22 protein-coding genes are annotated in these 21,972 nt (G+C 57.5%); 12 read left to right on the top strand and 10 right to left on the bottom strand.

Features of this window, described 5'->3' with window-relative positions; translation table 11 throughout:
* Nucleotides 1–119: 119 nt before the first annotated feature.
* The 6 genes from ACH518_RS17565 to ACH518_RS17590 all read right to left on the bottom strand — a co-directional run bounded on the left by ACH518_RS17565 (nucleotide 120) and on the right by ACH518_RS17590 (nucleotide 7,805).
* The gene (locus ACH518_RS17565) at nucleotides 120–2,870 is read right to left on the bottom strand and encodes a DUF3570 domain-containing protein (RefSeq protein WP_445371018.1); all 2,751 of its coding nucleotides are present in this window, start codon (nucleotides 2,868–2,870) and stop codon (nucleotides 120–122) included.
* Complete coding sequence (locus ACH518_RS17570) at nucleotides 2,857–3,069, bottom strand: DUF4266 domain-containing protein (protein WP_445371019.1); 213 nt, start codon at nucleotides 3,067–3,069, stop codon at nucleotides 2,857–2,859. The genes ACH518_RS17565 and ACH518_RS17570 overlap by 14 nt, the downstream gene beginning before the upstream one ends.
* Before the next feature lie 270 nt (nucleotides 3,070–3,339).
* Nucleotides 3,340–3,999 (bottom strand): hypothetical protein, encoded by a 660-nt coding sequence (locus ACH518_RS17575; RefSeq protein WP_140910653.1) that lies wholly within the window; start codon nucleotides 3,997–3,999, stop codon nucleotides 3,340–3,342.
* 86 nt (nucleotides 4,000–4,085) lie between these two features.
* A complete protein-coding gene (locus tag ACH518_RS17580; protein ID WP_140910652.1) occupies nucleotides 4,086–4,511 on the bottom strand; it encodes a hypothetical protein in 426 nt (141 codons plus the stop codon).
* Between the two features lie 268 nt (nucleotides 4,512–4,779).
* Complete coding sequence (locus ACH518_RS17585; protein WP_445371020.1) at nucleotides 4,780–5,712, bottom strand: HEAT repeat domain-containing protein; 933 nt, start codon at nucleotides 5,710–5,712, stop codon at nucleotides 4,780–4,782.
* Nucleotides 5,713–6,188: 476 nt separating this feature from the next.
* The gene (locus ACH518_RS17590; RefSeq protein WP_445371021.1) at nucleotides 6,189–7,805 is read right to left on the bottom strand and encodes a nucleotide-binding protein; all 1,617 of its coding nucleotides are present in this window, start codon (nucleotides 7,803–7,805) and stop codon (nucleotides 6,189–6,191) included.
* Between the two features lie 207 nt (nucleotides 7,806–8,012).
* Between ACH518_RS17590 and ACH518_RS17595 the strand changes: the two genes are divergently transcribed.
* The 5 genes from ACH518_RS17595 to ACH518_RS17615 all read left to right on the top strand — a co-directional run bounded on the left by ACH518_RS17595 (nucleotide 8,013) and on the right by ACH518_RS17615 (nucleotide 11,631).
* Nucleotides 8,013–8,549, top strand: coding sequence for a flavoprotein (locus ACH518_RS17595; RefSeq protein WP_140910649.1), 537 nt, complete (start codon nucleotides 8,013–8,015; stop codon nucleotides 8,547–8,549).
* Nucleotides 8,546–9,940, top strand: a complete 1,395-nt coding sequence (locus tag ACH518_RS17600; protein ID WP_445371022.1) for a DUF6513 domain-containing protein — start codon at nucleotides 8,546–8,548, stop codon at nucleotides 9,938–9,940. The genes ACH518_RS17595 and ACH518_RS17600 overlap by 4 nt, the downstream gene beginning before the upstream one ends.
* A gap of 9 nt (nucleotides 9,941–9,949) precedes the next feature.
* Nucleotides 9,950–10,660 carry a glycine-rich domain-containing protein gene (locus ACH518_RS17605; RefSeq protein ID WP_445371023.1) on the top strand — a complete coding sequence of 237 codons (711 nt, stop codon included), beginning with the start codon at nucleotides 9,950–9,952 and terminating at the stop codon, nucleotides 10,658–10,660.
* A gap of 243 nt (nucleotides 10,661–10,903) precedes the next feature.
* On the top strand, nucleotides 10,904–11,266 hold the full coding sequence (locus tag ACH518_RS17610) for a NifB/NifX family molybdenum-iron cluster-binding protein (RefSeq protein ID WP_445371024.1): 363 nt from the start codon (nucleotides 10,904–10,906) through the stop codon (nucleotides 11,264–11,266).
* Entirely contained in the window at nucleotides 11,263–11,631 is a 369-nt protein-coding gene (locus tag ACH518_RS17615) for a hypothetical protein (protein ID WP_445371025.1), read from the top strand. The genes ACH518_RS17610 and ACH518_RS17615 overlap by 4 nt, the downstream gene beginning before the upstream one ends.
* Here the strand turns inward: ACH518_RS17615 and ACH518_RS17620 are convergent.
* Both ACH518_RS17620 and ACH518_RS17625 read right to left on the bottom strand, forming a co-directional pair.
* Nucleotides 11,628–12,503 carry a lysostaphin resistance A-like protein gene (locus tag ACH518_RS17620; RefSeq protein ID WP_445371026.1) on the bottom strand — a complete coding sequence of 292 codons (876 nt, stop codon included), beginning with the start codon at nucleotides 12,501–12,503 and terminating at the stop codon, nucleotides 11,628–11,630. The genes ACH518_RS17615 and ACH518_RS17620 overlap by 4 nt on opposite strands.
* A gap of 12 nt (nucleotides 12,504–12,515) precedes the next feature.
* Nucleotides 12,516–13,592, bottom strand: coding sequence for a PA0069 family radical SAM protein (locus ACH518_RS17625; RefSeq protein ID WP_445371027.1), 1,077 nt, complete (start codon nucleotides 13,590–13,592; stop codon nucleotides 12,516–12,518).
* Here ACH518_RS17625 and ACH518_RS17630 point away from each other — a divergent pair.
* From ACH518_RS17630 to ACH518_RS17640, 3 genes are all read left to right on the top strand, one after another.
* Complete coding sequence (locus ACH518_RS17630) at nucleotides 13,591–13,731, top strand: hypothetical protein (RefSeq protein ID WP_278211406.1); 141 nt, start codon at nucleotides 13,591–13,593, stop codon at nucleotides 13,729–13,731. The two genes, ACH518_RS17625 and ACH518_RS17630, sit on opposite strands and share 2 nt — an antisense overlap.
* Before the next feature lie 351 nt (nucleotides 13,732–14,082).
* On the top strand, nucleotides 14,083–15,021 hold the full coding sequence (locus tag ACH518_RS17635; RefSeq protein WP_445371028.1) for a PEP-CTERM sorting domain-containing protein: 939 nt from the start codon (nucleotides 14,083–14,085) through the stop codon (nucleotides 15,019–15,021).
* A gap of 33 nt (nucleotides 15,022–15,054) precedes the next feature.
* Complete coding sequence (locus tag ACH518_RS17640; protein WP_445371029.1) at nucleotides 15,055–15,723, top strand: phage tail protein; 669 nt, start codon at nucleotides 15,055–15,057, stop codon at nucleotides 15,721–15,723.
* Between the two features lie 41 nt (nucleotides 15,724–15,764).
* On the opposite strand, the gene fchA is transcribed toward ACH518_RS17640, so the two are convergent.
* Entirely contained in the window at nucleotides 15,765–16,394 is a 630-nt protein-coding gene (gene fchA / locus ACH518_RS17645; protein ID WP_445371030.1) for a methenyltetrahydrofolate cyclohydrolase, read from the bottom strand.
* Between the two features lie 8 nt (nucleotides 16,395–16,402).
* Nucleotides 16,403–17,776 carry a cysteine--tRNA ligase gene (gene cysS / locus ACH518_RS17650; protein ID WP_445371031.1) on the bottom strand — a complete coding sequence of 458 codons (1,374 nt, stop codon included), beginning with the start codon at nucleotides 17,774–17,776 and terminating at the stop codon, nucleotides 16,403–16,405.
* A gap of 113 nt (nucleotides 17,777–17,889) precedes the next feature.
* Here cysS and ACH518_RS17655 point away from each other — a divergent pair, with 113 nt between their 5' ends.
* The 4 genes from ACH518_RS17655 (at nucleotide 17,890) to ACH518_RS17670 (ending at nucleotide 21,826) form a co-directional block, all read left to right on the top strand.
* Nucleotides 17,890–18,471, top strand: a complete 582-nt coding sequence (locus ACH518_RS17655; RefSeq protein WP_445373014.1) for a peptidylprolyl isomerase — start codon at nucleotides 17,890–17,892, stop codon at nucleotides 18,469–18,471.
* 39 nt (nucleotides 18,472–18,510) lie between these two features.
* On the top strand, nucleotides 18,511–19,260 hold the full coding sequence (locus ACH518_RS17660) for a UDP-2,3-diacylglucosamine diphosphatase (RefSeq protein WP_445371032.1): 750 nt from the start codon (nucleotides 18,511–18,513) through the stop codon (nucleotides 19,258–19,260).
* A 369-nt stretch (nucleotides 19,261–19,629) separates the two neighbouring features.
* Entirely contained in the window at nucleotides 19,630–20,409 is a 780-nt protein-coding gene (locus ACH518_RS17665; RefSeq protein ID WP_140910638.1) for a S1 family peptidase, read from the top strand.
* 28 nt (nucleotides 20,410–20,437) lie between these two features.
* Nucleotides 20,438–21,826 (top strand): TIGR03013 family XrtA/PEP-CTERM system glycosyltransferase, encoded by a 1,389-nt coding sequence (locus tag ACH518_RS17670; RefSeq protein WP_445371033.1) that lies wholly within the window; start codon nucleotides 20,438–20,440, stop codon nucleotides 21,824–21,826.
* The last annotated feature ends 146 nt before the right edge of the window (nucleotides 21,827–21,972 follow it).

Below are 21,972 nucleotides of genomic sequence, written 5' to 3' on the forward strand. Positions count from 1 at the left end.
AGGTTTAATGCAAGGAAACCCGGCATTCAGGCCGGGTGTCGCTATCGCTCTACCCAGCCTACGCCTCCGGCTCCCTTCTCTCCATAGGAGAAGGCTTGGGGGTGAGGGCATGGCCACCCTCAAAAGTCATAACTCCAGTTGGCGTTGAGGGTGTAGTCGCGGTCCAGTTGGTAGCCGTTGAACTTGGTGTACAGCGGCTGTAGCCATTCCAGCTTCAGACCGTGGCCGGCCAGCGCGCCGTCGCGAAATTGCACGTTCAACCCCAAACCCAGGTCGACGAACTGGCCGCCGTAGTTGCTGGTCTTGTCGAAGGTGCCGTCATGACCGCTATAGGGCTGCCCCAAGCTGTTGTTTGGATAATGCCCGCGCAACTTGTCCTGCCAGCTATAAATCCCGCGCACGCTGCCGGACAACCAGTCTGTCAACTGGTAACCGCCCCAGACGCTACCCTGAAACACATCGCCCAAGGCGTACTTGGCCTCGTTGTGGTGTTGCAGGCGCAAGGTGCCGCCGGCCTGGGCGCCCCACAACCAGTCCTGCCAGGCGCCGCTATAGGTCAGGCTGGGTTTGAAGTCCCAGGTGCCGCTGCCGGTCTGCATGCCATAGTCCATCGGAGTTTCGCCGGTTGAACTTGCTGGCGAGTTGCGACGCCACACCCAATTGACGTCGCCAGTCGGCGCGCTGCCGCCCAGGCTAAGCACCAGTTGCTGGCGGTCAAAAGCCAGCACTTTAAACAAGGCGTACAAACCGGTGTCGCCGATGCCGCCGGTTTGATGAGTGTTGATCATTTTGCTGGCATGAGAATGGCCATTACCGTCGCGTTCGTCGACCAGCATCGTCATGTCCATCGCCATGTCCATCCATTGCGGCATCAGCATCAGGGTCAGCCAGTCGCTCGGCGCGTACATCAGTTCCAGCATATGCATATTCATCGCCATGTACGCCGGCGCCATCGCGCAGGTGGCGCCTTCGCAGCCGTTGGCGGCGATGTCGGCCTGGCCGACCGCCCGGTCGCCGTGCAGCATGGCGCCGGCTTGTTCGCTGCGCTGATAGCGGTAGCCCAGCATCCAGTCGCCGGCTTGGTTCAGGGTATGGGCAAACATCACTCCGGCCGGGGCCGCGGCGCCGGCGTGGCCGCCGTGGCGGTGGCCGTCGCCGGCCCCGCTGCCCCGACCCAGTTGGGCAAAGTTAACGCTGAGCGCAGCATTGGCGCTCCAGTAGTCGTAGTCGGCAAAATCCTGCTCGCCGCCGCCACCCAGTTTCAGGCTGCCGCGATGGCTGTAATACTCGAAGCCGACCTGCAACTTCAAGCCCCTGGCAAACTGCTTGGCGACAACCACTCCGCCGCTCAAGGCCCCATAACCGGATAGCCTTTGGTCGCTGGAATAATGCTTGGGCAGGGCTTTGATCGGTCGATAGGTGGTTTCGCCGGTATCCGGGTCGGTGGCCGTTTCGGTAATGGTGGTGAAGTAAGGCGCGTAAAACTCGGCGGCGCTTTGCGAGTAATAGCGCAGGGTCGGGGTGATGGTCCAGCCCATCCCTAAGGGTTGCACCCAATCGGCGTCGAAAGTGTGGGCGTCTATGCCCCAGTCGTCGTGGCCGAAGCGGTAATTGAAATGCAGCGCCGCGTCCAGCGGCTCGACGAACTGGCTGTAACCCACATGCCAATTGAACTGGTTGCGGACGATAGGCCGGGCTTCGTAAATACCGGAGCCACGCGCGCTGTACAACAGGGGTTGGTTCAGGTCCTGGCCGGGGGTTACCAATGCGTTGTAGGCATAGACGGCTTTATAAGGGTTGCCCAAAAAGCCATCGCTGCGGGTATAGCTCATGTCCAAAGCCAGCACGGCATGGGGGGTCAGCACCTGGCTCAGGCCCAGTTCCGCGCCCCAATCCTGGCGGTTGCCGCGCAGGGTGGTACTGCGCAAGCTGGGGATGTGAACGCCGTTACGGTTGACGATGATGTCGTATTCCTTATCGATACGGGCGCCGGTGACCCGGCTGTTCCAATGTTCGGCAATCGCTTCGCCGGCGGCATTGTAGTCGGTAGAAAGTTGAGCTAAGTCGTTATAGGCCGGGCCTTGCGAGAAATAGCCCTGAGAAAGCGGATCCAGCGTAGCCTGGGTGGCGCTGTTGGTGTAACTGGCGCCGAAGTTGAGGCTGGTGCGTTTTTGGTTGAAGTCCAGGCGCAGGCCCAGATTGGCGAAGCGCGACTCGTAGTCGTTTTCCACCGAGGTACCGCCGCCGAGGCTGGCCGCCGCTTCGTCCCAGTCGTAACTGAGTTTGAAGTCGCCTTGCTGGCGCAGTTCCGGCGAGGCGCCGACCATGACGTGGGTCAGGCGGTCGGCCGGGGCGCCGGGGGCAAAGATCGGACTGCCGGTGTCCGGATCGAATTCGCCGGTGGTTGCTACTTCGTATAAGCGGCCGTTGCGGTCGGCGTAAAATGCCGCGCCACCAGATAGGAGTGGCGAGGCGCCGGTAATCGTCGTATACGTCGGATCATACTTCAATGCGGAATTACCGGTAATCGCCGGCGCGGTGGCGATCGGCGTGGCGCCGGACCAAGTGTCCTGAGTGTAATTGAAGGCAAATTTCAGCCGATCGCTGAAGGCGATGCGGGCGCTGCCGCGCAGGCTGTCGGCTTCGATGGGGTTGAGATAATTCGGGGCTTTGGCGACGAACTTCTGGCTGGTTACCGGATCGGAGCCCTGACCATAAACTGCGCGGTTGCCCTCCTGATAGTGGCCGTATTGAAAATCCACGCTTTCCAGTTCGGCGGCCTGCACCGGCCGCTGGGCCAGGCCGGGCAATAACAAGGCGGCGGCGCTGAGCGCTTGCAGCGCGCCGATGGGCGGTTTAGTAACAGCCACAGCCGCCTCCTTGCGCGCCGCTAGCAGCGCCGGTCAACGCCTCGCGGCTGCCGTAATTATGGGCCCGCAAGCTGCTTTGCAAGGGGTAAGGATCCAAGGCCATTTGCGGCTTGGCCAGGTTGCCGCGCTGCCAGGGCTGCACCTCGGCGCAGCCAGTGAACAGGGTTAACAAAATCAGGGTGAGGTAAGGTTTAAACATGGTGCGTCAATTTCCTTATAAACAGAGCTGCGCAAGTGGCTTAGGCTGCGCATCGCGTACCGATTTAGATTTAGCTGGTGTGCAAGGCCTTTGCGGTATGCGCTGCATACCCAAGCTCGATCACACCGGGCCAGAACCACCAGCGACTAGCCAATGGACGGTCAAGAAACCGGCGGACCGAAACCCGCCGGCGTTGCACTGCCCGTCCCTGGCGACTGAAGACTAGCGCCCCAGCCTGCGGTTTAACCGCTCCGCGATGGCACTAGATCATCATTGGTTGATGATTTGCACGTAGTCGGCGGCTTGATCGACACCATTGGGGTTGGCGCCGCCGGTGGTGGTGACGCCGGTGCCGGTATGTTGTGTATCTGTTCCTGGAGCCGGATTTCCCAACAACACGTCTTCGCAATGGAAAGAGGCTTGATAGGTGTTCGTCGTCGCGCTGCTATGCGAGATCGCGACGATGTAATCGCCGTTACGGTCGGCGCCGACCGTGTCGGCCACTTGCACCCAGGCGCTGCCGGCGCCGGACAACCACAGCAAGGTTTCAGGATGTTGCGCACCGGAACCGGTGGTGCTGGTCGATGCCGACGAACCGCCAACCTGGTTGCTGCCGCCGATGGCGCCGATGCTGACCCGCACACTGCCGGCCGCCGCATTGCAGGCGGCGTTGTTGGTGGTACATTGTTTGTGCACCTGCGCCACGAAACGTTTGGTCGCCAGCGTGGATGCGCCGAAATATTCACCCAATGGATCGGCAACTTGCGCGGCCGACAAGGTAAAGCAACTGGTATGGTAGACATCCACCGTCGAAGCGCTGGTGGAACCCAGCACCCCGGCGGCTTCGTGCGCCGTCGCCCAGCCGGCGTAAGCCAGCGTACCCAATGCCAATACGGCGGATAGTGCGGTTTTTTTGGTTAGATTGTTCATGTTTGTCTTCCTTTGCGGCTTTTGCCGCGTTACCTAAATGAGTAAGTCACGGTTGCCCTGCAACCGCGGTTCCAGTCACGCCGGAATTACCGATTGATGATTTGGGTGATGGAACTAGCCGCACCGGAGCTGCAATTCGGCGTGACCGTATAGGCATGAGCCGCGGCCGTGGTTTGCGCCACGGTAAGCACAAAGGTGTTGGGATTGCCGGCATTGTTGGCCGCGACCGCTGCGGTGGTGCAACCTGCGGCGCTGGTTACGGTGCAGGAGGTACTAGAGTTTTTACCGTCCAGATTGCCAACCGATACCCGAGTACCGGAGGTGGTGGTTGGCGTACCGGCGACGGTGGCAGTCAGCGACGCACCGGCGGTACAGGTGGCGTGCCAAATGTCGAGATTCTCGGTGGTGGTGGAACCCAGCGAGCCCGAAAATGCATGACCGACGGATGCAAAACCCAACCCGGCCAGCATCAAGGAAGACAATAATGCGGTTTTGAACATTGGCTGTTTCATGTAAACTTCCTCTGCGGCAATATGCCGCACTTGCGTTAGAAAAAACCGGCGGCGGGGCAATCCCGACACCGGCTTCGGCCGTCACCGTTTCAGCCGGTTACGGCCTGTTTGCGCTTCCGTTTGCCGTTACCGCGGCGGACGGAAGCCATCGCGGCTGGACCGATCGCCCTAGAGCGGCGAATCGGCGTATGCCGTGTTCAAAAAGCAGTTTCATCGCGCGGACGGCTATCCGCACCATCCCAAATGCAGTTCAGCTCCCAGGCGCACGCTATTGACCGTGGGTACGGGCGAGTTCCGCCAATTTAGCGGCCGCGTAGCCGGCCACCGTCGGATTACTGTCGGTCGCGGCTCGCTCCAGGATGGCTTGATTGCCGGCGGCACGATCGACCGCCGCCAGGCGCACTTCCATGTCTTTGTCGTCCAACGCTCGATTCAACACTTGCTCGGCGCCGTCTTCGTCGTAAGCCGCCAGCGCGCTGACCGCTTGCGCCCGGATACCGGGGCTTTTGTCGTTAATGGCGTCTTCCAAGGCTTGCCGGACGTTAGGATCCGCTTTGGTACCGGTCGACCCTAAATTCAGCAGGGCCTCAGCGCGCTGGGACGGATCCTTGGATCTGGCTTGCTTTAGCATCGTTTCGGTGTGTTCGCGCTGAGCGCGATCAAGCGCGGCCTGTTGTGCCGGTGTGGGTTGGATTTCCGGCGTAGCATCTTGTTCGGACACAGCGGCCTTGGCGGTCGCGGCCGGGCAACCGCTCATGCTGGAGCCGAGCAGCCAGACTTGTTCCCGGCTAGCGCCTTCCGGCTTTTGGCTGACGACGCCAATTTGCTTGCCGACCAGGCATTCCAACAGCGCTTGCACTTTATCGGCAATACAGGTGGCGGTGACCGGCGCCTCCGGCAATACCGTGTAGTGGATTTCGGTTTTGGTTTTAGCGGCGATTTCCTTGACGATGTCGGCCAATGCGGCTTGTCGAACATTGAGCTGCAACAGACTGCCGGGAGTTTTGCCGATAACCAATTCCACGGCCTGAGGGCTTTCTGACTTGCTCGCAGTGCCGACGGGCGCGGTAGCGGCTACCGCCGGTTGAATTACAGGAGCTAACAACACCAAGGAGACCGGCATCGCGCGGCAAGCGGACGGAGGAGCGAGTCGTATTGTGGCGGCAACCCGGCCGACGGTTTTTCGGTAAAGTCTGATCATGGCTAATTCCTGGATTGGCAAGCGAAAAGGTAGAAGCTAAATGGATCGACACTGAAGAGCCTGAGGTGTCGATAGGACGGGAAGCTGAGCAATGTTGCGTTCTAACAGCAATGATCAGGCCAAAATATTCGAGCATGAGTTGGAACCCAGCGCGACCCGAACCGCTTCCGGCCCCGGAAAATCCAGGCAAAGCGTTGTATTTATAATTTATTTTCCGGAACAGCGCTAACCGGCTCTCGCTGCCTCAGCGCAGTTTCAGCGGCAAAAATATCTAGCGTGTGATATGACGCGATTTTATTGGGGAAGCCTGCTGCTTATGCGATTGATTTCTAACGCGAAATCTACAGAGATAGTCGAAATGCCTTAACGGCATGGGATATAACCCAATTTTCTGCCGTCATGGACGCAGAATTCAGGCGCACTTGGATGCGCGAACTACTAACCCAGGCCTTGAATACCGCTTGCCCTGAGCCTATTTAAGGACGTGCCACACCGCCAAGCCCAGGGTTTAACAAGGTTTTGATGGCGATGGAGAGTTTTTCGCGGCGCGATGCCAGCAACTGGAATCCGTGCATCAACATCGCGATTTCGTCCTGCAGGTTTTGTTGGTCAACCGCCATCGTATCCAAAGCCTCCAGCGTCGAATTGAGCAATAATTCGGGTTGGCTTTGGTACGGACGATTGAAGCGGGCGTGAAAGGCATCGCGCAATTTTTGCAGCAATTCTTCAAACCGCTGTTCGGTGAATTCGTCGCTGCCGACGCTGGCCAATACTGCCTGTTCGGCATCGAACGCGTCGCGATGGTAAGCCTGCCGGAACGCGGCGCGCAGTTGTTCGATCGCATCCTGGTGCTGTTCCGGCTGTCCCTGCACCTGGGCCGCCAAGCGCGCCACTGCTTCAGACAGCTTGTACATTGGCGTTTGATGGCGCATCGCATATAACGCCTCCAGAGTCGACGCCAGTTCCAGCAGGCGCGGCGCGGCATAGTTTTCGGTTTCCAGCCAACGGTAAAACAGTGCCTTGAACGCGGCCGGAAAGGTGCCGAACTGCTCGCAATACGCTTCGACGAAATCGCCGGTAAACCGCTCCAGTGCCGGCTGGTCCAAAACTTGGCGCCTGATGTCCGCAAGCAAGCGCTGCGGCGCATCACTGGCGACAGCCGGTGTTTGTGTACGGACCGCACTGCGAATGTCCGGCCCCGGTTCCGCGTATCCCGCCGTTACTGCGGGCTCGGCCGTCGGCGCGGCATCGGCGGCGGTCAGCATCCGCAGCCAATAGTCGGTCAAACCGGGAGCATTCGGATCGCTGCCGATATGTTTGACGATGTTATCGGCTAACGAGAACAAACAGCGGCTGGCCGGCGAACCGGCCGCCAAATCGATCACGGTCATCTGCAAAGCCACCGCTTTGGAAACATTGTCGTCGCGAACCACGAAACCGCCGTACTCGACCTTCTGTTTCAGACACTTTTCGGCGACCGCGGCAAATCGGCGGTAAGTTTCGGTCGCCGCCGGATAATCCAGCGCCTGATTGACCACCACGCGCAAACTGCCGCGGTAGTTTCTGGCATTCAAGGCTTTCAGCAGGGAAAAGCCGTCGGTTAATGCGGCCGGATCGGCACTGACTAACAAAAATGCGTATCTGGCCGCCTCGATTAATTGCAATACCTTGTCGGTCAGTGCCGCCGGGACGTCAATCAAAAAATAATCGTATTGGCCTTCCAGTTCCCGCACTACCCGTTCCAGCTGCGAGTGCTGCTCCGCCGCCAACGGCTTGCTCATCAGCGTTTGCGCGCCGGGTAACACCGCCACACCGTCGCTGGTTTTGATCACCGCCTCGGCCAGACTACGCTCGCCGCGGGCCAGTTGTTCCAGGTTGAACGCCGGTCGCAAGCCCAGCACGGAATTGATATTGGAAAGCCCGGTATCGGCGTCGATGATGCAGACACCGAGGCCGCGGGCGGCCATTGCCGCGGCCAGATTAGCCACCAAACTGGACTTGCCGACCCCGCTCGTGCCACTGGCGAATACCAGGACGTGCGGCGTTTTTCGAAGAACGTTTGTATCCTGCAATTGAGTAATCTGACTATCCATAATGAAACGGCAAACGAAACGATAGCGGCTGGGAGAAATATCCTGACAATTCGGCTCGGCATTGTACGCCTTATCCTACAAATCCCAAGCAACTAAAAGGCGCGGCGAAAATAGCGGCGGCGGCCGGTCGGAACCCACTCGGCCTCGGCGGCATTTGCCGCGAGTCTTCACGTATAATGCCGCGACCTGCAAACTAACCGAAACGCCATGACCACGCCACGCCTTGCCTGGGCTATCACCGGCTCCGGACATTACATCGAAGAATGTCTCGACTTCATGCTGACGTTGGATAACGTCGATCTTTACCTGAGCCAGGCCGGCGAGGAAGTACTGAAAATGTACGGCATCAAACTGGACGATATCCGCGCCAAGATGCCGATTTATCGAGACAAAGCCGCTTCGGCGCCGCCGGTGGGGCTGTTTTACAAAGGCTATTACCACACCTTCGTCATGGCGCCGACCACCTCCAACACCATCGCCAAATGCGTGCTGGGCATCGCCGATTCGCTGGTGACCAATTTGTACTCGCAAGCCGGCAAATGCCGAGTACCCAGCATCGTCTACCCCTGCGATACCGCGCCGGAAATCGAGACCACCGCGCCGGGCAAGAAAAAATTCATGGTCTATCCGCGCCCGGTCGACCTGGAGGCCACCGATAAAATTCGCAGCTTTCCCTACACCCAAGTTGTGGACGACGTCGAACAACTGATCCTGGCGGTAAACACCCGTCTGGCCGGGCTATGAGCGAAAAAATCCTGTTCATCACCGGCCGCCTGGCCGAAAAACAGGTCCGCCAGGTGCTGGAAAAAATGCAGCCCGATTTTTTTTACAAGGTGCATGTGATGGGCGTGACGGTGGCGGCACTGATCACCGCGGAAATGATCGCCCGCCGGCTGACCGACACCGGCGGCGCCGACCGCATCGTGATACCGGGCCGCTGCCGCGGCGATCTGGACATGCTGTCCCGGCATTACGGCATTCCGGTCGAACGCGGCCCGGAAGAGATCAAGGACTTGCCGCAACACTTCGGCATGGCCGCGCACCATTACGACCTGAGCCAATACCAAACCAAAATCTTCGCCGAAATCACCGACGCGCCGAATATCGGCGTCGATGCCGTAGTCGAGCGCGCGCATTACTACAAAGCCAACGGTGCCGACGTAATCGATATCGGCTGTCTACCCGGCACGCCGTTTCCGCATCTGGCCGATTGCATCAAAACGTTAAAGCAGGAAGGCTTTAGCGTCAGTATCGACTCGTTGGAAGACGCCGACTTGCTGGCAGGCGGCAAGGCCGGCGCCGATTACCTGCTGAGCCTGACCAATAAGAGTCTGTGGATTGCCGATGAAGTGGCGGCAACGCCGATTCTGATTCCGGAAGTCCACGGCGACTTGGATACACTGGATCAAGCCATCGAGACCTTGAGCGCCAAAAACCGCGCCTTCATCGTCGACCCGATCCTGGACCCGATCCATTTCGGCTTTACCGAGTCCATCGTCCGCAATTACCGGTTCCGCCAACGTTACCCGGACATCGAAATGATGATGGGCGTCGGCAACCTGACCGAACTGACCCACGCCGATACCTCCGGTATTAATGCGGTGTTGCTGGGCATTTGCTCGGAACTGAACATCAACCATATTCTGGCAACGGAAGTCAGCAAACACGCACGGCGGGCGATCAAGGAGGCCGACGTGGCCCGGCGCATGATGTATGCCGCCAAACAGCACAACACGCTGCCCAAGCACATCAGCCCCGACTTGATGACGGTGCACGAGACTGCACCGTTTCTGAACAGCCGCGAAGAAGTCGAAAGTCTGGCGGCGCAAATCAAAGACCCCAGCTACCGAATTCAGGTCAGCAGCGACGGCATCCACATTTTCAACCGCGACGGCCTGCACAGCGCCACCGACCCGTTCGATCTATATCCGAAACTGCAGGTCGAAACCGACGGCGGCCACGCTTTCTATCTGGGCGTCGAATTGGCCCGTGCCGAAATCGCCTGGCAACTGGGCAAGCGTTTCACCCAGGACCAAGCCTTAAGCTGGGGCTGCGCCGCGCAAGGCGCCGAGCCGACCGTGGACTTGCACACCTTCAAACCGGCCGGCAGCACGCTGAAAAAACACGAGGACTAAGAGGAAGCTATGGCCAGCCAAACTGCGCTACTGATCCTGATAGCCATACTCAGCGCGGTGCTGCTTTGGTTATGGCAGCACTGGCGCCGCGCTGCCCGCGCCGACTTCATCCGCCGCTACGCCTTCCCTGCCGGGCTATTCGAAAAATTGCAGCAGCGCCGGCCGCAATTGACACGCAAGGACTGTGAATTGACCGCCCGCGCCTTGCGCCAGTTTTTTCTGGCGTATCTGCATGGGGGCGGTAACTTCGTGTCGATGCCGTCGCAACTGGCCGACGACTTGTGGCACGAGTTCATTTTGTATACCCGGCATTACCAGCAATTCTGCCGCCAAGCCTTCGGCGGCTTTCTGCACCATACGCCGGCCGTGGTATTGAGCCGAAACCGCCGCAGCAATGCCGGCCTGCGCCGGGTCTGGTGGCAATGCTGCCGTGATGAAAACATCAACCCCAGAAAACCCAGCCGGCTACCGCTCCTGTTTGCTCTGGACAGCAAATTGCAGATCGCCGACGGTTTCAGTTACGTCGCCGATTGCCGCGGCCAGATCGCCCGTGCCGGCGACGACGGCCGTAGCGGCACGCCCTATTGCGGCGCCGACTTCGCCGACAGCAGTTTCGACGGCGACACCGACGGCTTCGGCGACGATAGTGGCAGCGGGGACAGTGGCGGGGATGGCGATTCCGGCGGCGGCGGCGGCGGTTGCGGAGGCGGCGGCGACTGATTGCCGGCAACGTTGCGTTATGCGCTCGGACGCAGTTCAGCGCCGGTTTGTCGGTTTTGACCTGTCGCGAACCCGACAACCCATGCTCCCGCTAAAGCCGCAGCCCGCGGTCCGCCTGGGTTGTACGTCTGGTATCGGACTTGCTAATCAAGTCCTGACCACCACCACTTTTGCCACGATGAAACCGAAATTCGCTGCTTTCCATTCGGCCATAGCCGGCCGACCAATTCCGGAGTCAGGACTATGCTGGAACCGGCCCTGAAACTCGCGGTTGCCACCAAAGACGGCATCTCGATCAACGAACATTTCGGGCACGCCAAAAAATTCGGCATCTATAGCGTCGGCGAAAACGGCTGCCGGCTCCTGGAAACCCGCGACGTCGATAATTATTGCCTGGGCCAGCACGCCGACCAATCGGCGATGGCCGGCATCCTGGCAACGATCAAGGATTGCCACGCCGTTTTCGTGGCTCGCATCGGCGACGGCCCGACCGCGAAAGTCAACGCGATCGGTGTCCGCGCCGTGTCCGCATACGCCTATGCGGCGGTCGAAGAATCCTTGCTGGATTACGCCCGGCGTACCGCAGCCGGCGAGGAAATCGGATGACGCCGGAGCATGTCGCCGCGTGGGCGGCAACGCATGCGCTATCGCCGCTTCAGATCGATTGCGCTGTGACGGTGATGCTGAAAATCCTGGACGGCAAATGCAAGATGCCGGCGCAGGAAAAAGTGGTGATGGCCTTGCTGTACGACCGGATCAAACATCTGCCCGGCCAATTGCTGGACCATAGCGTACACGAACTGATCGAATCTGCTCGCAATGCCGATGACGAAGCACTGAAAAATCTGATCTACGAAAAACGCCTGCTAGCCGAAACCGCGATCTCGCGGCCGGTGATGAAAAGTTTTAAAGCGATGATCCGCGCTGAAGGCTTGCTGCCGGCGAAAACCGCAACCGACAGCGAAGACTAAATGCCGCCGGCGCTGAGTGCCGGATAGCTGAACAGCAAAAAGTGCAGACAATTCAGGCCAAAATGGCTCAGGATCGCGGCTTCCACGCGGCCAGTGGCCTGATATGCTGTGCCGTAACCGATACCGGCCAGCGTCGCCAATCCGGCGTAAGTCCAGCCGCCCGGCAGATGCTTCATGCCGAACAGAACCGCCGCCAACACGATCGCCCACTTTTCGCCATGGCACCAACGCATCAACCAGCGCATCAAGCCGCGCAGTAACAAACCTCGGAAAAAGGCTTCCTCGACCAAACAGGTCGACAATAAATTGCCCCAGGCCCACAGCCAAAACAGCTCGCTCCATTTCGGTTGCCAGCGCACAAACGCCAAAGCCAGCGACGCTCCTAAAACCGCGATCGTCGTCAGCAACAGAATCGGCAACATCCGTTTCCCGAGTTGTCGCCATTCCCCGACCTTACGCAGGCGGTGCCGGGTGCAACCCAACACGCAAAGGCCGAGCAAAATGCCGTCGAAGTTCAGATACTTGCTATACGGCAACGAATCCGGACCGAAGCGCCAATCGGCGATGACTTTGGGATTGGCGAAGCCCGGCAACCAATGAAATATCAACCCGGTAGCAACGATGAGGGCGACCAGCCAGGCCAGAGTCCGCCAAAACTTAGCCAGCGCGGCACGTTCGGCCAGCAGCAATCCGGCGGCCAACAGTACAGGCCAGAGCAAGGCCAGCGGCTGCAGGATACGGCCGTAGAGCCCGGCCGCAATCGCCGCGGCCAAGGCCAATGGCGTCAGCCAGCACTTGCTGGGCAGCCATAAGCCCAGCACGGCCAGGCTCAGCAGGCCGTAAGTCCACAGAATAATGGGCGTTACAAACACCACGCAGCCGGCTCAATCGAAAAAGTCGAAACTCATCTGCCCGCTCGGCTCGGGTTTGCGGAACACATCACTACGCAATGCCGGCAAGGCGCGGTCCATGCCCAGTTTCTTGCGGATCAAGCCAAAGCGCTGGGCGATCAGATCGGCGTAAGAGCCGCTACCGCGCAAGCGCTGATGGAACGCGGCATCGTAGGCTTTGCCGCCGCGGCTGTCGCGGACCCGGTTCATGACATGCTCCGCTTTCAGCGGAAAGTGGTGTCGCAGCCATTCTTCAAACAGCTCAGCGGTCTCCAGCGGCAGGCGCAGCAGAATGTATTCGGCACTGAGCGCACCGGCCGCATGCGCGGCGGAGACGATTCGCTCCAATTCGTAGTCGGTCAATACCGGAATCAACGGCGCCACCATCACCCCGACCGGCACGCCGGCCTCGCGTAAGCGCGCCACGGCGTCCAGCCGGCGTTGCGGTGCCGAGGCGCGCGGCTCCAGGGTTCTGGCCAGATTCCGGTCCAAGGTCGTGACCGACAGGCATACCGAGGCCAAGCCCTGTCGCGCCATCTCGGCCAAAATATCGATGTCGCGTTCGATCAAGGCCGACTTGGTGACGATACTGACCGGATGCCGGGTCTCGGCCAGCACTTCCAATATGCCGCGCATGATGCGCTGCTGGCGTTCCAGCGGCTGGTAGGGATCGGTGTTGGTACCCAAGGCCAACGGCGCACACCGGTAATTGCGCTTGCCCAGCTCTGCCCGCAACAATTCGGCGGCATTGGGTTTTACCAGGATTTTGGTTTCGAAATCCAAGCCCGGCGAATAGCCCAGGTAAGCGTGGGTCGGCCGGGCGAAGCAATAAATGCAGCCGTGCTCGCAGCCGCGATAGGGATTGATGGAACGGTCGAACGGAATATCCGGCGAATCGTTATAGGTAATCAGCGATTTGCTGTTATCGACCACGATTTCGGTCGGCAGCGGCGGCAGATCGTCATCCAGGCTGCCCCAGCCGTCGTCCTCGGCATGGCCGCTTTGCTTCTCGAACCGGCCGGCGGCATTGCTGATGCTGGCGCGGCCTTTGTAAATCAGGGGTTTGGACATGGATTGCTCCGCAAAACCGCGTACGGCGCTCAGGTTATCGGTCGATACCGGCATTATACCCGGCGCGGTAGCCGCCGAAACCGTCTGCGAGTTGGCGCGGCCCACCAAGCAAAGTTTGCACCGGCGGCCGGTGAAATAATCGATAGTTTGGCGCCGGCCGTTTGCCTTAGCGTCAGAACGGTGCCACAGCATGGTCAAGACCAACACTCGCGACCGCCGCCGTCAAACCGCTCATTGTTAGCCTCCAATCCTGGCCGCATCGGCTGCCACACTCCGCCATAAAGCGCGATATTTCGTAAATCGCGCGACATCTCGTGCCCATCCTCTGTCGCCCGCGCTAGCCCGCTGCCACAAAACACCGCAAAACCAATGACTTAAGCTGCTCAAACCGCCTTGGCACACGAATTGACTATCGATTATGGAAACCCGTTCGGGCCCGGCCCGAGACCCGATTCATAACTACTTCGCCAAAAATCAAGAGGAAAAACCGATGAAAACCGTCACCATGCCAAATCCGGCCAATCCCAACCCGACCGCCACGCCAGACCGACCGTTCCGCAATTTCAAAAGTTTGGCCTTGGCCATCGGATTGGCGTTAGGCCAACAAATCGGGGCGGCGCATGCCGCCAGCTTCGATCCGAACATCGTTATCAAAGGTTCCGCCGAATTCGACAGCACCGGCTCGCCTTCCGACCCGGTCAATGCCACCCAAGCCGGGGAATTGACCAGAATTATGGCCGGTGTCACGACCACGACAACCTTGAACGGTGCGGCGATCAACGGCATCGATCCACTCTCGGGCACGTTAACCAGCATCGGCGACGGCTTCGGCATTAAATTCAACGCCAATGGCAGATCAAACAGCGAACCGTCTATCGTCAATCCGTTATTCGGCGACTATACGATGTCGTTGCAGAACAATTCGGCCACCGATGCCTTCCTGGTTAATTTAAGGTTCCAATTCAGCTATCAGGTCAGCGCGACCGACTCGGTCCGCTCCACGACGGATAACGGCGAATTCGCCAAAGCCCAAGTCACCTTGCATAAAGAGGACGGTAGCGAATTGTTGTTCGCCAGCGGATTGTCCGACGCCAAGCAGGGCAACCAACAATTTCTATTCACGAACAACTTGGTTAATGCCGCTAGCGGACTCGGCGGCACCTTAAGCGACAGCGGCTTTATGATCCTGTCCTTTCTATTGAATCCGGGCCAATTGCTGAATTTAGGCGACGGCAGTCCCGAAGTACTGTTGCAAGGCAGGGCCGATTCCGGCTTGTTCGGCAGTGAGGTGAACACGCTGATTACGGTCGACTCGGTCGTCAAACAAAACAGCCAGACCGTACCGGAACCGGAAAGCTTGATGCTGACAGCAATCGGTTTACTTTCTCTGTTCGCCGCCAAGCGCCGTAGCAACCCGCTCGCTGGTTAAGACCCGACAACTTAAATTTAAGAGGAAACCGACATGTCAAAACCCTTCAAAAAACCGCTAGTGAAATTGGCGCTGATCGCCGCCGCCGGTTTACCGATGTCCGCCTCAGCCTGTGGCAACGAGCCTTTCATAGGTGAAGTGTGTACCTTTGCCTTCAACTTTTGCCCGCGCAACTACCTGCCGGCCGACGGCTCGCTGCTACCCATCGCCAGTAACACCGCCTTGTTCTCGTTACTCGGCACTACCTATGGCGGCGACGGCCGTAGCACCTTCGCTCTACCCGATCTGCGCGGGCGAAATCCGGTCGGCGCCGGTCAGGGTCCGGGACTGTTGAATGTATTCCTCGGCGAAGAAGCCGGTTCGGACCAAGTGGTTTTGAACATTACCCAGTTACCGCAGCACACCCATGCCGCCAGCACCAACGTCCAAGTCACCGGCACCATCAACGCTGTCAATGCGGCCGGCAATAGCAGCAGCCCGGCCGGTAAAGTGCTGGCAGCCTCATCCGCTCGGGACAACATTTATTCAGGCAACGTCGCGGGAGCCAGCTCGCCGCTGGCCCCGGAAGCCCTGACCGCATCGGCCACCGCGACCACATCCATCGGAATCACCGGCGGGAATCAGCCAGTACCTATACGCAATCCTTACGTAGGCATGACGTATTGCATCGCGACCTCAGGCATATTCCCTTCGCGAATTTAAGCTGAATGCGATCAACACCCGGCGATTGAAAGCCGTGACGGTTAAAGCTTGCTCTGCACGGTTTGATAAACGTGCAGCGCGGCTTGTTCTGCCGCCGCCAGCAATCCGTCAAGCTCGGCCAGTTGGGCATTGGCGAAATCGCGATCTTTCAAACCGGCGGCATTGATCTGCACATTCAAAGCTGCACTCTTCAAACCGGCGTAGGCGGCCATCACCGCTACGCCGGCATCGCTGATCACGCCCAAATTGCCTTTGTCGGCGGCGATTTTGCTCAACTCGATAGCCTTTGCACACGCCTTGGCACAGGCCAAGGGCACCAGCGTCGCTTCCTTCAACACGATTTGGATTTGCTCGCTCCGCTGGCTTTTTTCCTGATCGTTGGCTTTCGGCAAGCCGTAACTGGCCATCAGTTTATCGAATACGTCGACGTCGGCCTTGATCATATCGATCAGCGTCTGGCGCAGAGCTTCGGCTTCGATCAGCAAATTCTTCAGCTCAGTTTCTACCTCGGCGTACTTGGGCTTTCCTATCGTCAGATTGCAAACCATACTGATCAACGCCGCAGCCTGCGCCCCCATGACCGCCGCCGCGCTACCGCCACCAGGAGTGGCTTGTTTGCTGGCCAGTTCATCGAGAAATGTTGCGATCGATTTGTCTTTAATTTCGCTCATGTGTTTCCTTAAGCTTCCCGGCGCCAAGTGGTGTTACCGCCGGCCACGTCTTCCAGCAAGATGCCCTGAGATTTCAATTGGTCGCGAATGGCATCCGCCTGCCCCCAATCTTTTTGCGCTTTTGCGGCTTTGCGCGCCTCTATCAGGCGTTCGATCTCCGCTTCGTCCAAACCGCCCTGCCCGGCCCCACCTTTCAGAAATTGTTCCGGATCGTCTTGCAACAGGCCCAAAATTGCCGCCAACTGCTTTAACGTGGCGGCCAATAGCGCTTTATCCGCGGCTTTGTTCAATTCCCGCGCCAATTCGAACAGCACTGCCAGTGCGACCGGCGTATTGAAATCGTCGTCCATCGCCTGCTCGAAGCGTTGTCTGAACTCGGCGTCTGCCGGGATATCGGCAATATCCACCCCTCTCAGCGCGGTATAAAGCCGGGTCAAGGCGATACCGGCCTCATCCAAGTGTTCGTCGGAATAATTCAACGGACTGCGATAGTGACTGGACAGAATGAAAAAGCGGATGACTTCCGGACGGTACTGTTTCAGCACTTCCCTCACCGTGAAAAAATTGCCCAACGATTTGGACATTTTCTCTTCGTTAACCCGGACAAAGCCGTTGTGCATCCAGTAATTGACGAAAGGCTCGCCGGTAGCGCCCTCGGATTGGGCGATTTCGTTTTCGTGATGCGGAAACTGCAGATCCATGCCGCCGCCGTGAATGTCGAAATGGTTGCCCAGGCAGCAGGTTGACATCGCCGAGCATTCGATATGCCAGCCGGGTCGACCGGAGCCCCAGGGCGAATCCCACGCCGGCTCGCCGGGCTTAGCTGTCTTCCAGAGGACGAAATCCAACGGATCGCGTTTGGCGCCGTCGACATCGACCCGCTCGCCGGCATTCAAGTCTTCGATATTTTTACCGGACAACTTGCCGTACCCCGGAAACCGGTTGACGGCATAAAACACGTCGCCGTTACTCCCGAGATAGGCAAATTGCTTGTCGATTAATGCCGATATCATGTTGATGATGTCGGAAATCGACTGGGTTGCTCTGGGTTCGCGGTCAGGCGGCAACACGGCTAAAGCCCGTTCATCTTCGTGCATTGCATCGATAAAGCGGGCGGTCAGTGCCGTAAAATCCTCGCCGTTCTGGTTAGCGCGCTGAATAATCTTGTCGTCGATATCCGTAATATTGCGCACATAGATCAGTTCATAACCCGAATGCCGTAGGTAACGCGCCACCGTATCGAACACGACCATCACCCGGGCATGGCCGATGTGGCAGTAGTCATAGACGGTCATGCCGCAGACGTACATACCGACTTTTCCGGGTTGTTTCGGGACGAATTCTTGCTTGCTGCGGGTCAGAGTGTTGTAGATTTTTAACATGTATAGGAGGCTTGAAGACGGCAAAACATCCGGCAATCTACCAAGATTCGAACTTCTCTTTCAAGATAAAAACACATAGAATTCAAGGCTTGCAGCTATATTTGGGAGCGGTCATGCGCGCAACTCTGGTTTACTTGATGCTGTTTTCAATCTCAACTCTTTCATTTGCAACAGAAAATAAAATGTCCAATACACACACCAAAGTTAAATTAACCACCTCTCTTGGCACTATTGCCATCCAGTTGGAAGACGAAAAGGCTCCGGCCTCCGCGGCAAACTTCGCCGCTTACGTCAAACAAGGTTTCTACGACGGAACGATTTTTCACCGGGTCATTCCCGGCTTTATGGCGCAAGGCGGCGGTTTCGATACCTCGTTTAACCAAAAAACGACAAATGCACCCATCAAAAACGAAGCCGACAATGGCCTGAAAAATAAACGCGGCACCCTGGCAATGGCTCGCACCAGCGATCCGCATTCCGCCACCGCGCAATTTTTTATCAACTACAAAGATAATTCTTTTCTGGACCACACCAGCCCGACCCCCAGCGGCTGGGGCTATGCCGTGTTCGGCGAAGTCACCGAAGGCATGGACATAGTCGACTCGATGGCAAAACAACCGACCGGCAACCGCGGCATGCATCAGGACGTACCTAAGACCGACATCGTCATCGAGAAAGCTGAAATCTTGGAATAAGGACCCTGCCGTTACGGTATCGCCGTCACGGCCCCGCTTGTGAAAGACATCCTATTCATCTCCGACTTGCATTTGGCGCTGGAGAAACCCGAAATTCTCCGGCGCTTTTTCGCGTTCCTGCAACAACGCGCCACCCAGGCAGAAGCTCTATATATACTTGGCGATCTATTCGACGCCTGGATCGGCGACGACGATAACACCCGGCCTGCCAAAGCGATCAAACAAGCGCTTAAGGAACTAACCGCTTCCGGCGTAAAAGTATTCGTGCAACAAGGCAACCGGGATTTTCTGTTGGGCGACGCATTTTGTACCGAAACCGGAGTCAGGCTAATCGGAGATTTCGAAGTTATCGTACTCGACGGCCACCGGATACTGCTTACCCACGGCGATTTACTTTGCAGCGACGATGAGGCATATCAAGCGTTCCGCATCAAATCGCGCAGTCGCGAATGGCAGGACTCAGTGTTGAACAAACCGCTTTGGCTAAGGCTGATCGCCGCCCGCTGGTACCGTTTGCGCAGTTACTTTCATAAGCGAGGAAAATCCGACGAAATCATGGATGTCAACCAAGCCACCGTGATGGAAACGATGCGCCACTACGATTGCCGCATCTTGGTCCACGGCCATACTCATCGGCCGAACCGTCACGAGTTCATTTTGGACGGTGAACCGACGCTACGGTACGTGCTCGCGGATTGGCGGCCGGAGTCTGCTGGGGTGTTGTGTTGGAAAAACGGCAGTTTTGCCGAAGAACAAATCGGACTAAAAGACCCGGCGGTCCGTCGTTAATCGCTGTATCGAAACCGATTTCAGACTTTACCGTCTCGCCGCCGGAAACGGATTACTATCTCCGCTTGCATGGACCGTCCCAATAGCGACAAGTTCACTGCGCCAAACACCGATCTGTGCCGAACTAGTGCCAGCCAAATAGGTCTTCCTAATTGCTAGCTACTATTCTGCTAACGTTTATCAAAGTCCGATATGGCGTGCGTTCCGAGCGGTTTTCGCCGAAATATAACCCGGAACCCGCCGGCGAAATCCATTCATCCGGGAGCATCAAACCTAAACTGACACTATTACAGCGCGATGCCAATTCGACTAAGTTGCGCTACACTCTAAACCAAACAAAGCCTCAAGGCTCTCCGGCACCTATAGACCATGAAATTCGGCATACAGCGTCTCCCCGTCACTCTACTGGTATTGTTACTGCTCCCTCACGGCAGCCGCTCCAGCGAATTGAACCTACCTGACATACTAAACCGGGTCAAACCCGGAATTGTGGCAATCGGAACATATATGCCAAGCCGCAATCCGCGCGGCGTCCTACTTGGAACTGGATTTGCCGTGGCAGACGGCAAAAAGGTAATCACAAATGCTCACGTTACCGCCAAGAAACTTGACGCAGGTCATTTGGAGCGGTTTGCCGTGTTTTACCGCGAAGAACAAAAAGAACAGATGCAAATAGCCGATCTCCGTGCGACCGACGAAGACCACGACCTAGCGCTATTGACGGTTGAAGGCCGCGCACTGCCGGCACTGGAAATTGGCGATTCGCAACGCGTCCGCGAGGGCGAGCAATACGCCTTCACCGGTTATCCGATTGGCATGGTTTTGGGTCTGTATCCGGTGACGCACCGTAGCATTATTGCGGCTATATCGCCCAATGCCATTCCGGCTGTTGCCAGCAATCAACTGAACGTCAACATGCTGAAACGCCTGCAGACCCCCTTCGACATTTTCCAACTGGATGCAACTGCCTATCCGGGCAATAGCGGCAGCCCGCTCTACGATCTAAAGTCCGGTAAAGTCGTCGGCATAATCAATAAAGTGTTTGTCCAGGGCAGTAAGGAAAATGCGATTTCAAACCCCAGCGGCATCACGTATGCGATTCCGTCCGAACACATTAAAACATTGTTAGAACAGGGCCCTGCCCGATAACTGTCCGGAACCGGCGAATGCTCAAACCATGATCAGAATATTTCGGCATTACATATCGACGGCTTACCTGTGGCTCCTGCTGGCCGAAGCCATAGTGTTCTACTCGGCCATGTATATCGGAGCTGCAGTCCGGTTTCTTTACACAGCGTCTTGGTACTCACAACCGGAATTGGCGTCATCTGCGGCAGTATTTTCAATCATCATGACGACCAGTTGTTCCGCATTGGGGCTGTACCGTAAAACGCTGGATAAAGAGGAATACAACATCCTGCAACGGATCAGCGTCAGTTTCGCCGTCGCGGTATTTATTCTGGCCTTCACCTACTACATCATCCCCGAGCTCATGCTGGCGCGCAGCGTGTTGATTTCGGCGATCTTATTCTCTTTTTCCGGCCTGCTGCTTACCCGTTACCTGTTCTACCGCTTCGTAAACTTGGAAAATTTAAAACGCCGAGTGCTGGTAGTCGGCTGCGGAGACAGAGCCGGAGAACTGAGCGTGGTGAATTCCAGCTACGTATACAAAGGCTTCGAAATCGTAGGCTACATCACGTTAGAGGACGAGCCGGTCGCGGTGCCCCATGCCATTGCATTGAACGACAAAATCAGGCTGACCGATATTGTTGACGCGGCAAATGTCGACGAAATCGTCATCGCCGTGGATGACAGGCGTAAAAAATTACCTGTCGAGGAATTACTGGACATCAAAATGTCCGGCGTACAGGTCATGGACTTGCAGACTTTCTACGAACGGGAACAACGTCTGGTGTTTCTCGCCGCCCTCAGCCCAAGTTGGCTAATGTTCTCCGACGGCTTCGTCAACAGCGGCATGAGGCCGATCGTCAAACGCAGTTTCGACATTATCGCCAGCTTGTTGCTGCTGGCCGTGAGTTGGTGGTTGATGCTGTTGACGACAGTAGCCATCTATATGGAAAGCGGTTTTGGTGCCCCGGTATTTTATCGGCAAAAACGCGTCGGCTACCGAGACGTTCCGTTCGACGTCATCAAGTTTCGCAGCATGCGGGTGGACGCCGAAAAAAACGGGGCACAATGGGCCAGCCAGAGCGACGACCGTGTAACCAAAGTCGGCAAGTTCATCCGAAAATACCGGATAGACGAATTACCGCAATTGTTGAACGTCCTCAAAGGGGATATGAGCTTTGTCGGCCCCCGACCGGAACGACCGGAATTTGTCAGGGGCTTCGAAGAAACCATTCCGTATTACAAGGAACGACACCGAGTTAAGCCTGGCATCACCGGCTGGGCTCAACTTTGTTACCCCTACGGCGCCAGCGAATACGACACCCGGCAAAAACTGCAATATGATTTGTACTACGTCAAGAACTACAGTCTGTTTTTGGACTTAACGATCATGTTGAGTACGGTTGAAGTGATTTTGTGGGGTAAGGGAGCAAGATAACACTAACAAGCTGCTGAAAGTCACCCCCGATACTTTGGGTTTCGGCGCCATTTTTCGATGCCCCGGGCGGCGGGAACTGGGTCGCCCCGGTTTTCTCGGAAGCTCCAGCCTTTGAGAGAATGGAGCCACTAAAGATAGAGCCGGCC

The organism is Methylomonas sp. HW2-6, assembly GCF_052474525.1.

Excerpts from the sequence above, each read along its gene's own strand:
- ACH518_RS17570 (WP_445371019.1), bottom strand. The coding sequence starts at position 3,069 with ATGTTTAAACCTTACCTCACCCTGATTTTGTTAACCCTGTTCACTGGC.
- ACH518_RS17575 (WP_140910653.1), bottom strand. The coding sequence starts at position 3,999 with ATGAACAATCTAACCAAAAAAACCGCACTATCCGCCGTATTGGCATTG.
- ACH518_RS17580 (WP_140910652.1), bottom strand. The coding sequence starts at position 4,511 with ATGAAACAGCCAATGTTCAAAACCGCATTATTGTCTTCCTTGATGCTG.
- ACH518_RS17585 (WP_445371020.1), bottom strand. The coding sequence starts at position 5,712 with ATGATCAGACTTTACCGAAAAACCGTCGGCCGGGTTGCCGCCACAATA.
- ACH518_RS17590 (WP_445371021.1), bottom strand. The coding sequence starts at position 7,805 with ATGGATAGTCAGATTACTCAATTGCAGGATACAAACGTTCTTCGAAAA.
- ACH518_RS17595 (WP_140910649.1), top strand. The coding sequence starts at position 8,013 with ATGACCACGCCACGCCTTGCCTGGGCTATCACCGGCTCCGGACATTAC.
- ACH518_RS17600 (WP_445371022.1), top strand. The coding sequence starts at position 8,546 with ATGAGCGAAAAAATCCTGTTCATCACCGGCCGCCTGGCCGAAAAACAG.
- ACH518_RS17605 (WP_445371023.1), top strand. The coding sequence starts at position 9,950 with ATGGCCAGCCAAACTGCGCTACTGATCCTGATAGCCATACTCAGCGCG.
- ACH518_RS17610 (WP_445371024.1), top strand. The coding sequence starts at position 10,904 with ATGCTGGAACCGGCCCTGAAACTCGCGGTTGCCACCAAAGACGGCATC.
- ACH518_RS17615 (WP_445371025.1), top strand. The coding sequence starts at position 11,263 with ATGACGCCGGAGCATGTCGCCGCGTGGGCGGCAACGCATGCGCTATCG.
- ACH518_RS17630 (WP_278211406.1), top strand. The coding sequence starts at position 13,591 with ATGGATTGCTCCGCAAAACCGCGTACGGCGCTCAGGTTATCGGTCGAT.
- ACH518_RS17625 (WP_445371027.1), bottom strand. The coding sequence starts at position 13,592 with ATGTCCAAACCCCTGATTTACAAAGGCCGCGCCAGCATCAGCAATGCC.
- ACH518_RS17635 (WP_445371028.1), top strand. The coding sequence starts at position 14,083 with ATGAAAACCGTCACCATGCCAAATCCGGCCAATCCCAACCCGACCGCC.
- ACH518_RS17640 (WP_445371029.1), top strand. The coding sequence starts at position 15,055 with ATGTCAAAACCCTTCAAAAAACCGCTAGTGAAATTGGCGCTGATCGCC.
- fchA (WP_445371030.1), bottom strand. The coding sequence starts at position 16,394 with ATGAGCGAAATTAAAGACAAATCGATCGCAACATTTCTCGATGAACTG.
- cysS (WP_445371031.1), bottom strand. The coding sequence starts at position 17,776 with ATGTTAAAAATCTACAACACTCTGACCCGCAGCAAGCAAGAATTCGTC.
- ACH518_RS17655 (WP_445373014.1), top strand. The coding sequence starts at position 17,890 with ATGCGCGCAACTCTGGTTTACTTGATGCTGTTTTCAATCTCAACTCTT.
- ACH518_RS17665 (WP_140910638.1), top strand. The coding sequence starts at position 19,630 with ATGAAATTCGGCATACAGCGTCTCCCCGTCACTCTACTGGTATTGTTA.
- ACH518_RS17670 (WP_445371033.1), top strand. The coding sequence starts at position 20,438 with ATGATCAGAATATTTCGGCATTACATATCGACGGCTTACCTGTGGCTC.